Source organism: Streptomyces hesseae (assembly GCF_031845785.1).
GTDB classification, from domain to species: Bacteria; Actinomycetota; Actinomycetes; order Streptomycetales; family Streptomycetaceae; genus Streptomyces; species Streptomyces hesseae.
Genome location: NZ_JAVRFI010000002.1, coordinates 283,389 through 295,276, shown reverse-complemented (window position 1 = coordinate 295,276; position 11,888 = coordinate 283,389). Strand labels below are relative to the sequence as shown.

Below are 11,888 nucleotides of genomic sequence, written 5' to 3'. Positions count from 1 at the left end.
CCATACGTGCGTCAAGTGAGGGACCGGGGCGTCTCCGCAGGTGTGGACGGTGGAGGGCCGGACGACCCGGCCCGTCTGCCCGGTTCTGTTACGGCCAGCCTTGCTGCACCTTGGCGGGGGCGGTGTTCCAGCTCTTGGGTATGAACGTGATCATGTAGGTTCCGCGGTCGAAGTCGGCGTACCCGGCAGACCAGTTCCGGAACTTGCTCTCGTATACGTGCATGGGGCCCAGGCCACTGTTGGGCGCGTGATAGTGGTCGCCGTGGGTCCATACCGTCCTGTCGGCGTCCGCTTCCGTCTGAGCCCCGAACCAGCCGTAGTCGAAATTGACCCAACTTTCGCCAGAGTTGGCGGGACTGCGCGGGATGCTTCTGTCCTTCGACATGTCGACCAGGCCGGTACCCTGGTCGGGACGGAAGGCTTCCGGATCGCCGTACTTCCTCCTGTCGGAGGGGCCCCGCTGGTCCTGCCCGCTCCAGAAGTGCTTCGAGTAGATCACCGCCTTCATCTTGGACGGGTCGTAGTCGCCCCCGTCTCTTTCTTTGAAGGACGGTGTGTTTCTCAGTGCCGAGTAGAAGTTCGAGCGGCTGTCATCGTGGAGCAGAGCGTCATTGCTGTTCGTGAGCCCCGTCTTGAGGTTGTCGATGTACGTCCCCTCGTCGTGGGCACTTTCCAGGGCCTTGTTCATGATGGACGCCACATCACGCGCCCGCTTGAAACCCTTCCCCTCGTCGAAACTGTCCTTGGCGATGCGACCCTGGAACTCTGCCTGCGTTTCATCGGGTCGGGGGCTGGTGTTTTTGAGGTCGTTCCTGTACTTGTTCTCGTCGAAGAACGCAAACGCCAATTTGTTCATCGGGTAGGGGCCCGAATTTACCCAGGTGACGCCGACGCAACCGTAGGACAGCTTTTCTCGCTGCTCTTCGGTCATCTGCTGCTTCTTGCCGCCTCGATGACTGTAGACCTGCTGCCACTTGCGTATGTAGTTGTTGATGACCGTAGTGGCCCTTCCTCCGTAGGCCCGGTACGCATCAGGCATCCTTTCGAGCGGCTCGGCCGGAGGGGTTTCCCTGTCGTCGGTGGAGCCGGGGGTCCGGGAGGACGGGCCGGCGCTCGGAGGCCATTCCCCCGGAGGCTTGCCGGGTTGCCCCAGAGCCAGGGCGCTTTCGTTGAGTGCGTTGATGTTCTTGACGTCATCCGCCGTCAGTCCGTGCGTTTCGGCGTAGGACCCCTTCTCTTCACTGTCGCCGCTGTTGGCGGCCTGGCTGACCGACGGGATGAATCCGGCGGTGCATATGACTGCCCCCGCAGTGGCGAAGGTGAGAAATCTCCGACGTTTGTACATGAGAATGAACAACTCCCTTGTGGTGAATCTCGTGAAACGAGGGCATGCGAGAGCGCGACGCAATGGAGGGGGTTTGCGGCGATCTTCCGTTCAGGGCCTTGGTCGCGCTGCCCTGCGTCGCTGTGTCGACGGCAGGAAGGCCGCCGCCGCGATGCGGAAGGAGACACGGAAATACGGGAGATGGCGGTGGCGGCGCGCTCGTCGCCGATCATGGCCGCGGTGGCCGCCGGGCGGCCCGGCGCTACATTGGCGTCGTCGTCGAGTCGGCCCGTAGGCCGTCCAGTTCCATCCAGCGGAAGGGGGTGTCGTCTTCCGTGTTGATCGTGGCGGGGGCGGCGGTCGCCGGGGCGGTCGTGGCCGGGGTGGCCGCCTGGACTCCCTGGGTGAGGGGCAGGGCGAGGGTCGCGGTCACAGCGACGGTGGTGAGGGTGCGGAGAGCGGTTCTGCGTATCACTTCTCGGCTCCTGGATGAGTGATCAGGCTGATACGAACAGTGATCATGTCTCCGTGTTAACTCCCCGGCAACATCACGGTTTTGAAACCGGCCAACCTGCCACCAAGGCGGTATTTGGCCATGCATCTGATCCGGCCCGGCGGGGGAGATGTGATGTTGTTCGGGAACGCCACGGCGCGGTCGATGTCGTCGTTGCCGACCGGATGAAGAGCCCCATTCGTCGGCGGTCACCCGGCTGTAGGAGATCCAGCGAGCCTGCCGCGGCAGGCTCGAGACGCCGACTTGGCCACAACGCGCATGACAGGACCTCTTGATCCGTACGGCCGGATTCTGTTCGGGTTCGCCAGCGGGTGTGTGCCCTGCGGCTGTCCGGAGCAGGCGGGGGCAGTGCGGCTGAGCGCGTCGGCGGTGCGGGCGGTCGGCGCCCTTGCCCATGAGCCAGTTCGAAGGTGGAGTCTTGTAGGAGGGCTGCCAGGGCGCTCGTGGACAGACGGAGGGCCCAGCCCGGCTGGTGGACCGCGTGGCTGCCCAGATCGCCCAGGTGGGAAGAGGACCATTGGTCCGCTGGGGGCGAAGGCGTCGACCTGTACGCCGGCGGCAAGGGCGACGGGAGCCTTCCACGTGATGCAGCACCCGTCGAGGGCGTGTTTCCAGCCTGCGTCGGGCAGTGGCCGGGCCGGCTCGGAGATGGTGGCCGCGGGGGTGTAGGAGGGGGCGGGGCCGTGGTACTCGAACGTGGAGGAGGAACAGGTCCGGCTCGGGCAGGATGTCAGTCCGGGACCGGTTGGCCGGCTTCCGGCCCACGGGCGATCAGTAAGGCGGGGTAGCGCTCCAACAGCAGCGTCCCGTCGGAAGACTCGGGGGATGACGGCCTTGATCCCACGCTGCCGGAGGGAGGTCCGGGTCTGGATCGTGTGGGAAGAGTCCCCCACGGGTCGGGGCGGCCTCGGACGGCGAGGCGGAGGGAGACGTTCCTGACCGGGTACGTCCCGGTCGGCACGGGCAGCGCCACCTGCGCACCCGAAGCCGGCGGCGTGAAACCGTGAAGGGACACGGAGAGAGCCGAGGTCCCGGGCTATCGCCCCGCGATCAGCGGCAACAGCAGCGCCGCGGACCAGCTGAAATTGGGCGAGTTGAGGGCGGATCCGCTCAGTGGGTCGTAGTTCTCCATGATCGGTCCGTGGCCGGTCAGACCGGTTGCTCTCTCGGTCAGTCTCGTGGCCAGTGCGTCCGCGCCGCGGCCGAATCCGTAACCACGCATCCCCGCGATCGCGAAGTACGCCTGGTCGAGCCAGACGGGGCCGCGCCAGTACTGCCGCGCGGCGAAGTACGGCGAGCTCTTGGAGACCGTCGGCAGGGGCATCTCGGTGGCGAACTCGGTGGGATCCAGGAGCCGTCCGCGTACAGCGGCGGCCTGCGCCGGGTCGCGACGCCACCCCACAGGGGGATCGCGCCCTCGATCCCCCTGCCCCGGTCCGTCAGCCGAGTGCCGGAGCCGAGCGCGGTGTCGTAGAACCAGCCGGTCGCCGGGTCGTACATCCTTTCCCGTACGGCCCTGCCGGTGGCGGCGGTCTTGGCCTGCCAGTCGTCGGCGGCCGCCCGCTTCCCCAGCTCCGCGGCGATCCTGCCCAGATGCTCCTGGTCGACGGCGAGATAGGCATTGAGGTCCACGGACTCCTGGGTCAGCGAGTAGCCGATCACCTGCCCCGAGCCGTCCCGATTCGGCACGGTAGTGGTGCCCAGCGCGGTGTCGAACCGGGGTGCGTTGTCCATGCCGCTCTCCCAGGCCGCGGCCAGCCGCTGTTCCCCGGGCGAGCCGTTGGCAGGGTCCACGGTCGCACCGTACTCCGCGAGCCCGTTGTGGTCGTGGTCCCGGTTGCGATACCACCACTCCTGGTACGCGGCCAGCTTCGGGTACACCTCCCGCAGGAAGTCCTTGTTCCCGCTCCGCTCGTAGACCTGCCACACCGACCAGGCGCCTAGCGGCGGCTTGCTGTTCCGCTCGTTCCAGTTGGTTCCGCCCCGCTGTGGATCGTTGTAGAAGACGGCGTCCGGGATCATCCCCGCGTCCTGCGGGCGGGTCGTGGAGCCGGGACGTATCTGGTGGTCGAGCACCGAGCGGATCTGCGCCTCGGCGAGCCCCGTGTCGAAGCGTGCCGTGCCGACCGCCTGCTTCCAGGTGTCCCAAGCCCAGAATCCACCCGCGAACCACTTGTACGAGAGGGACGGCGTGATCCCGTCGTGCGCGAGGCTGCCGGCGGCGCTGCGCCAGTTGGTCACCAGCGTCTCCAGCGCCTTGACGGCGAGCCGCCGCCGGCCGGCCGGTACCCCGGCGGTCACGCCGTCGACGTACCCGCGCCAGCGGGTGTCGGCCGCCCGGACGGTCCGCACCGGGTCGGCGAGCACCCGTCGTACCCCACCGGCTTCCGCGGTGCGCTCGGCCTCGGTGAAGGTGTAGCTCTCGGTCCAGTCCAGGGAGCGTGCCGTGCCGGGAGCGAGGGTGAAGGGCGCGGCCAGTTCCGTACGGTAGGAGTTCCCGTCTCCCGACACCGTCGTGCGCACCGGGTCCCGGTGCCGGACCTCGAACCGTTCTGTGCCGTCGGTGAGGAAGTCGTCTGCCGCGCGCACCTTGGCGAAGTCGACGGCGACGCCCCGGGGCGCGACGGCCAGCGACGGCGCCTGTCTCATGGGTGCCTCGGCAGGCCGCAGCAGACTTCCGGCCCAGGCGGCGCCGAGGACGCGTGGGATGTGGCCGGTGTTGCGCACCACGGCCCCTACCAGCGCGGTGCGGTGCGTGGCGTACCGAAGCTCAAGGGTGAGCCGAAGGCCGCCGCCGAGGTCGTATGCCTGGAACAGGGATCCGGGCCGGGAGATGAAGCGCGGCGGTCCGCCGCCGGCAAGGTCGAGCGCGCGGCCGTCCTCGCTCAGCCGGATGCGGCTGAAGGAGGTGCTGAGCCACCAGGGGTACTCCTGCGCGATGTAGAGGGGGCCGGTGAATCCGCCGTAGCCGTCGGCGTCGGCCGTCGGCAGGGCGTAGGCGTGCCATGCCCCCCGGTCGGCGAAGACGTTGATCGGGTTGTTGTCCTTATCGTGTCCGGGAAGTGCTGCCGTCGGGGCGCCCCGTAGATCGAGCACGTCGTCGTAACCGTTGTCGGCACAGTCGCAGTCGTAGTTCAGGGAGGCCGTCCGCCACGGTGGGGCGGCATCCGACGGCTGGAACGAGGTGGTGGCCACGGCCAGGAGGAGAGCGAGGGCGAACAGGGCGCACGGGCGCGGGAGCATCGGCGAACTCCAGTTCTTCCAAGGGGCCGGGGCTGGATCCAACGGGGTGTTGGGCAGCATGGGACAAGCGCGGCACCCACATCACGCGATTCACCCTCTCCGGCCGGAACTCGCCCCCCCTTGGGGACGGGGTGCGCAAGCGGAAGAAAGGCTCCCGGGCCGCTTCCCGCCCGGCAGCAGTTGCCGTCGACGGTGTTTGCGGTGCGGTACGACCAGGCCAGCGGCTAGCCCTGCCGTGGGGCGAGGATGCCGGCGCGCAAGGGAGGCTCCAATGCTTGGGGCGCTTACGCGCTCCGCCATACGGGCCAACGGCGCGAGGGTGGTACGTCGGCTTCGAGCCGTCCAGCAGGTGCCCCATGCGGCGGTGTCGGACCCCGTTCCCTCCGTGAGCCGGATCCGAGCCGAGGCATGGCTCAGCCCCCCGCCGACCGGCCCGCCCATGAGCCGGCGGAGCCGCTGTGGCAGGCTGCCCCCGAGATGCCCCGCGGGTAAGGCTGCCGGGCCGGAGCAGCAGGAAGCGCGGCGAAACACACATGTCGAACCGATCGGGCCGGGCGTCCGCCCCCGCCGTCCACCGCGAGGCCGTCGCCGCCGAGACCGCCGCGTTCGTCGCGGCGGTCAAGGACGCCGACCTCGCCACCCCGGTGCCCGGCTGCCCGGGCTGGACGCTCGCCGACCTTGTCAAGCACACCGGCAGCGTGCAGCGCTGGTTCTCCGTGCTCCTGCGCCGACGCGTTCAGGAGCCGCCGCGTACCCGCGAGGTGGAACTGCGGCTCCCGGCGAGCGAGGACGGTTACCCGGACTGGCTGGCGGACAGCGCCGCCGAGGCCGCGAGCGTCTTCGCCGAGCTCGACCCGGACGCCCCGATGTGGGCCTGGGGAGCCGACCAGCACGCCAGGTTCTGGATCCGCCGGATGCTGTTCGAGACCCTGGTCCACCGCACCGACGCGGAACGCGCCCTCGGCCTCCGCCCGGTGATCGACCCCGACCTGGCCACCGACGGCGTCGACGAGTTCCTCGTCAACCTGCCCTTCGCCGCGTTCTTCGCCCCCAAGGTGGCCGAGCTGCGCGGTGCCGGAGAGACCCTGCGCTTCCGGTGCGCCGACAGCGACGGCGACTGGCTCGTCCGTCTCGGCCCCGACGGCTTCACCGTGGAGGTGGGCCCGCACTCGGAAGCCACGCGCACGGCCGCCGACGTGTCCGTCCAGGGAACCGCCGCGGACCTGCTGCTGTTCCTGTACGGGCGCCTCGGCCACGACTGGGACGCCCTCCGGGTGGACGGGGACGCGGACCTGCTGACGCGCTGGTCCGCGAACTCCGCGTTCTGAACGGACGGGGGCGGCACCACCCGGGTCAGCCCGCGGCCACCATCACGCTGACCAGTGCCCCGTGGCCGTACTCGCTGACGATGCCGCCCTGGCCCGACGCGAAAATCGGACCAGACAGGGTGCGCGGACTCCGCACGGGCCCGGCAAGAAGACTGCGCAGGCTTCGGCGCCACGCGGGGCTGCGTTCCACGTAGCAGCGAATCCACGGCCGGCGGCCTCGTTCTGCGCTGGATGATGCCTGGTGGTGGCGTTGTGGGCCGGGACGAAACCGAGGACGGACGTCTTCTCAGACCCGGGTAATGGTCACGGTGGTGGGGCCGGAGGCGGAGGCGAGGCCCCGGGGGGTCAGGCAGGCGGCTTGCCGGGAAGCGAGCAGGGTCACCTCGGTGACGACTGCCGCCCCCTTGAAGGCGCCGTCGGTGATGGTTCCCGTGCTCACGGTGACGATGTTTCCGTTCGGGCGTACGGCTGCCAGGCTATGGATCGAGGCGGTCGACGTCGTGTCGCCGGGGCCGCCGGGGCTGCCGTGGTGGTGGGGGGATGCTTTCCCCCTTCCCTTGTTGTCGCCCCAGTGGAACGTAAGGGTGCCGCTCGCGGGCCCCAGGAGGCAGGACAAGATGCCGGCGGAGTCTCCGCCGAAGGTCGCGGAGGCGAACCTGCCGTCCGTCGAGAGAGGGCATCCGACGACCGCCCGGGACGTGACGGAGGTGGCTCTCGGCGCGAAGGTCAGCCCCGGCGCGTAGGAGGCGGCGACGGTGCCGGCGCACACCAGGAGAGAGCCGGCCGGCTGGTCGTCGGCATGTGCCGTCTGCGTTGTGGGCGTGAGCGCCGCCGCCATGACGGTGACCGTCACGGCGAGCCTGCGGGCTTTGCGCGATCCTGTGGTGTTCACGCGGTCCCCTTCCTCGGTCCCTCGTTCTCAGATGCGGTGAATGTCGACGGTGACGGTGCTCTGCTGGTGGTCCGCCGCTGTGTAGACGCAGCCTTCGTTGCCGACTCCGAAGGGGGTCAGGTCCACCAGGCCGCGGGTCAGGTGGGTCCCCTCCACTCGGACCTCCGCGACTTCGGGGCAGGCGTCCAGCACGGCGGCGCCCAGGTGGTGGAAGGTGTGCTGACTGGAGCGGCTGGTGTGCTCGCTGAAGGCCTCGACGACGGCCTGTTCGGCGCGGGCACGGCTCTGGCCGTGATCGGTGTCCGTTCCGGAGTGCCGCCAGGTCACGTTGAACCGGGCACCGAAGACCCGGTCGGTGAAGGTCTGCGTGGTGGTGTAGGCGTCGCGGGCGAAGCCCGTGAACGTCGCGCCGCCGGTCGCGAAGAGTTCCATGTTCAACAGGCCGCTGCGGAGGACGGGTTCGCCATGGCGCGGGAGCGTGAGGTGAGCGTGATCCTGGTGGCGGGGGAGTGCGGAGAAGTGCTGGGCCACGGACGCCGGCCGGTCGGACGGGAGCGGGGTGAACCCGGAGGCGGTCAGGCGCACATCGGCGCTCCGGACGCGCGTGGTCGCGGTGAGGAAGCGCTCGGCAAGCGCGAGCGCATAGGTTTCGGGCTCCGACGCCGTGTGCCGGGCACCGAGGGCCAGTACGGAGTTGCTGATCGAACTCACCGGGACCAGGCGGGTGTTGTCACCGTCCCGGTAGACCTCGGGGTGGTCCATCAGCAGGCGGACGTCCGCCCGGAACCGGCGTACCCGCTGCTGCGGCCCGGACCGGTCCACGAGGAGGAATTCGATTCCGCATTCGCCGTACGCGTGATCGCCGATGGAATGGCCCATCGTTCTCCGTTCGGCTGGACGAGGAGTGCGCGAACGTGCCGCGGTCACCTTGGCAGGAGCCACTCGGATGGTCAACGGGCCACATGTAATTATGAAAATCCTATGGGCCGTGATCTCGCCGGGCGGGCCAAGCCGGTCTGGACACGTACGGTGCAGGGTGTCAGCCTGGACCGGTCAACGGGAGGACGGACGAAGGAATTCACCGTATGACCGACGTCGCGGCCTTGCCCGATGAGGTTCAGGTCGCCGTGGTCGGAGGCGGGCCCGTCGGTCTGCAGTTGGCCGGGGAACTGGGCCTTCGGGGTATCGGCTGCGTCGTGCTCGAACGGGATGTCCGGCCGCCGCAAGCGACACGTGCGCTTGTGCTGCATTCCCGGACCCTGGAATTTTTCGACATGCGCGGAATCGCCGAGCCATTTGTCGCCCACGGTCATCGCTACTGGCACTATCCCCTGGGTTCTGACAGGTCAATCGCGCCTTTCTCCGCGCTGGACAGTTCCTTTCCGTATGCGCTCGCTCTGCCCCAGCACCGGACCACAGCGCTGTTGGAGGAGTACGCCCTCAAGAACGGCGCACTCATCGCGCGCGGGACGGAAGTCGTCGGAATGCGGCAGCACGAGGGAAGTGCCGAGCTGACCGTCCGGAGTTCGGGGCGTGTGCGGCGGATATGCGCTGCCTACATCGCCGGGTGCGACGGCGCCCGGAGTACCGTGCGCCGGCTGTCGGGCATAGCCGCGTCACGCACCGTGCACCCCTATGACGTCATCTCGGTCGACGCGCGGCTCGACTTCGAGCCGCAACAGCCGTGGAGCCACTGGGGGCCGGACGGCATGGTGCTGCTCCTGCCGTTCGGCGACGGACGCTGGCGCGTCGTCCTCTACCCCTACCGTCGCCTTGAGGCCTACGACACACAGAACGACGCCCGCGACGCGGCCTGGGTGCAGGAGCTGCTGTGCCGGATCACGGGCCGCGAGCTCGCGCTGCGCGAGATCGAGTGGCTCAGCCGCTATCGCTGCGAGCACCGCCACGCCGCCCGGTACCGGCGTCACCGCGTCGTACTGGCGGGCGACGCCGCCCACGTCCACCCACCCACCGGCGGCCAGGGCCTCAACACCGGCCTGGCCGACGCCATGAGCCTGGGGTGGCGCCTCGCGGCAGCGGTCACCGAGCCTCACCACGGGGTACTGCTGGACGCCTACGCCGAGGAACGACGTCGCTCCGCCGCCCACGTCATGCGGCTCACCGCCGCCATGCTCCACTTCAACGCGCTGCCCTCGCCCTGGGGCCACGCACTGCGCGCCACCGTCCTCACCGCCCTTAGCCCACCCCTCCCGCGACGACGTCTTGCCGCGCGCCTGGCCGGCCTGCCGGGGAACGCCGCGCGGCGCGGCACGCGCATCCGGAGCGGCGCGGCAGCCCCTGATGTGCCACTACTGGTCACGGCGACCACCGCCCCCAGAAGGCTGTTCGAGGCCCTCAGGACAGGCCATCATGTGCACCTGACCCCCGCCCGTGGCACACCGGACGCTCGAGCACCCGGCATCACGTTCCCCATGGTCACCGTTCGGTCCGCGGCCTGGCGGCAGCCATGCATCGTAGGACCGGACGGGCACTACCTGTGAGCCCCGGACTGCCGGACGACCGCCGGGCCTGGACAGCGACGCCCGGCCGCGTACCGCGCCTCGCCCCCATCGCCTGCTATGCGGCGCTGCTCTGCGGGGCGCTCGCCATCGCCTCGGTCACGGCGGCCGTGCCCGCGGTCGCGGCCGACCTGGAGATGGAGCCCGTCCAGACCCAGTGGTTCGCCGCCGCATATCAACTCACCTGTGGCCCTCTGCAACTCGGGGTGAGCCACTTCGCCGACCAGTACGGTGCGCGCCGTATCCTGCTCGTCGCCCTGTCCACCTTCGCCGCCGCGAGCCTGCTGGCCACCGCGGCCACCACCGCCGCCGTCCTCATCGCCGCTCGACTGCTCCAGGGCATCGGCGGTGCCGCTCTCTCGCCCGTCAGCCTCGCCCTTCTGCTCACCCTGCGCCGGAGAACGGGAAACGAGCCGCATGCCGTTGCGGGGTGGGTCTCCACCGCCGCCGCGGCCTCCTGCCTCGGGCCGGTACTGGGCGGTCTGCTCACCAGCCTGGTGGACTGGCGGGCGGCCTTCGGCGCCCTCACTCTTCTCGCGACCGCCAGTGCGGGCTGCGCCCTTCACGCACTCGGCGAACCCGGACCCTCGGCGACGTCGCCTCGGCAGCCCATGGACATCGCCGGAATCACCTTGTGCACCGCGGCCGCCATCACCGCGCTGATCACGCTGACCGCTCCGGCGGTCACCGCTTCCGCACCGGCACAGGCGGCGACCGCGCTGCTGACCGTCACACTGATCGGTCTTCTCACCCTCCGAACGCGACGTGACCCTCAGGGCACTTTGGACGCCGGGTTGCTGCGGCAGGCCGTCACGCGCCGAGCGCTGCTCGTCCTGCTGGCGCTCTTCGGCGCGAACTCCGCCTTCACGTTCCTCACTTACTTCACTCTCACCCGCGCAAACGGTCTGAGCCCGCTCTCGGCGGCGGTCGTCGCCCTGCCGGCCGTGGTCCCCGCCGTTCTCACCGCGCGCCTGGCCGCCCGGCGGACCGGTGAACAGTGTGACGGCTCACGCCTCATGCGTACCGGGCTTCTGTGCGTCGCGGCCGGTGTGCTCCTCAGCGGCTGTGGACATCGGCACCCCACGCCCCTGTGGTTGCTCAGCGGCGCATGCGCCTTCGTGGGATGCGGCCTGGGCCTGACCAACGGCTCTGCCATGACCGTCGTCAGCCGCGACCACGCGTCACACCGCACCGCGCAAGCGGCGGCGACGGCGACAACGTTCGCCATGCTCGGTGGCGCGACGGGGCCGGCGGTGGCAGGAGCCGCACTCACCCTGGTTGGGCATCCTCCCCGCGGCTGCGGGGCATCGATCTGCGACGCGCTCGGCACGCCGCTGGGTACCCAACCGGCTCTTTGCCTACTGGGTTTGCTCACCGCTGCCATGGCTTTCACGCTTACCGGTCGGCGACACGAACGGAGGAGACAACGGTCGTGCGCCGGACAGGTTTGAGGATGGAACGAAAGGATGCCGCCGTCGGTACGCGGTGGCTTTACGGGAGGGGTTGGGCAGACATGGGCGGACGGTTGTCATGGGGCAGGAGGCTCGGGTGTGTGGTGGCGGCGTCGCTGGCCGCGCTGGTGAACGCGGCGCCCGACGCTTCGGCACACCCTTCGGCACACGCATCGCGTGCTGCCGTGAGCTGCGCGGGGAACAACACCATCACGTTCTCACCCGGTCTGTCGCTGGCGGCGCAACGGACCCGGATCGGCGGCAGCGGTGCGTACAGATGTCTTTCCACGGACCCGGCGCTGCGGTCGGGGGAGTCCTCGATCAGCGGCGGCGGGTGGAACGGCTGCTTCTTCTCCGAGGCGACCACCGCCGAGCGGATCACCTGGAACACCGGGGAGCGGACGACGGTCGTGTACCACTTGGGGAACGTACAGCAGGTGGCCGGGCAGGCGGTCGTACTGATCGTGGGCCGGGTGGTGGAGGGGAAGTTCAAGGGGCGGACGGTGGCCTCGCCGGGGCTTCAGGTCGCGCTCGATCCGCTGAAGTGCGCGTCGAAGGACGGGGTGGAGCTGATCACCGGGCCGTCGGAGCTGGTGATCGTCTGACCGGGCGGCCAC

8 protein-coding genes and 1 pseudogene are annotated in these 11,888 nt (G+C 69.6%); 4 read left to right on the top strand and 5 right to left on the bottom strand.

Going from position 1 to position 11,888, the window contains the following annotated elements; genetic code table 11:
* Window positions 1–88: 88 nt before the first annotated feature.
* From RM609_RS04150 to RM609_RS04140, 3 genes and pseudogenes are all read right to left on the bottom strand, one after another.
* Window positions 89–1,345 carry a protein-glutamine gamma-glutamyltransferase gene (locus tag RM609_RS04150; RefSeq protein ID WP_311608002.1) on the bottom strand — a complete coding sequence of 419 codons (1,257 nt, stop codon included), beginning with the start codon at window positions 1,343–1,345 and terminating at the stop codon, window positions 89–91.
* A 241-nt stretch (window positions 1,346–1,586) separates the two neighbouring features.
* A complete protein-coding gene (locus RM609_RS04145; protein WP_311608001.1) occupies window positions 1,587–1,799 on the bottom strand; it encodes a hypothetical protein in 213 nt (70 codons plus the stop codon).
* Between the two features lie 1,075 nt (window positions 1,800–2,874).
* Window positions 2,875–5,081: pseudogene (locus RM609_RS04140) on the bottom strand (MGH1-like glycoside hydrolase domain-containing protein).
* A gap of 533 nt (window positions 5,082–5,614) precedes the next feature.
* Between RM609_RS04140 and RM609_RS04135 the strand changes: the two are divergent.
* Entirely contained in the window at window positions 5,615–6,409 is a 795-nt protein-coding gene (locus RM609_RS04135) for a maleylpyruvate isomerase family mycothiol-dependent enzyme (protein WP_311607999.1), read from the top strand.
* A 286-nt stretch (window positions 6,410–6,695) separates the two neighbouring features.
* Here the strand turns inward: RM609_RS04135 and RM609_RS04130 are convergent, their stop codons facing one another.
* On the bottom strand, window positions 6,696–7,301 hold the full coding sequence (locus RM609_RS04130; RefSeq protein ID WP_311607997.1) for a hypothetical protein: 606 nt from the start codon (window positions 7,299–7,301) through the stop codon (window positions 6,696–6,698).
* Window positions 7,302–7,328: 27 nt separating this feature from the next.
* Window positions 7,329–8,180, bottom strand: a complete 852-nt coding sequence (locus tag RM609_RS04125; protein ID WP_311607996.1) for a hypothetical protein — start codon at window positions 8,178–8,180, stop codon at window positions 7,329–7,331.
* A 206-nt stretch (window positions 8,181–8,386) separates the two neighbouring features.
* Here RM609_RS04125 and RM609_RS04120 point away from each other — a divergent pair, with 206 nt between their 5' ends.
* The 3 genes from RM609_RS04120 (at window position 8,387) to RM609_RS04110 (ending at window position 11,876) form a co-directional block, all read left to right on the top strand.
* On the top strand, window positions 8,387–9,802 hold the full coding sequence (locus RM609_RS04120; protein WP_311607995.1) for an FAD-dependent monooxygenase: 1,416 nt from the start codon (window positions 8,387–8,389) through the stop codon (window positions 9,800–9,802).
* Window positions 9,799–11,271, top strand: coding sequence for an MFS transporter (locus RM609_RS04115; RefSeq protein WP_311607993.1), 1,473 nt, complete (start codon window positions 9,799–9,801; stop codon window positions 11,269–11,271). Before RM609_RS04120 ends, RM609_RS04115 begins: the two co-directional genes overlap by 4 nt.
* A 185-nt stretch (window positions 11,272–11,456) precedes the next feature.
* On the top strand, window positions 11,457–11,876 hold the full coding sequence (locus RM609_RS04110) for a hypothetical protein (protein ID WP_311607991.1): 420 nt from the start codon (window positions 11,457–11,459) through the stop codon (window positions 11,874–11,876).
* Window positions 11,877–11,888 lie beyond the last annotated feature (12 nt).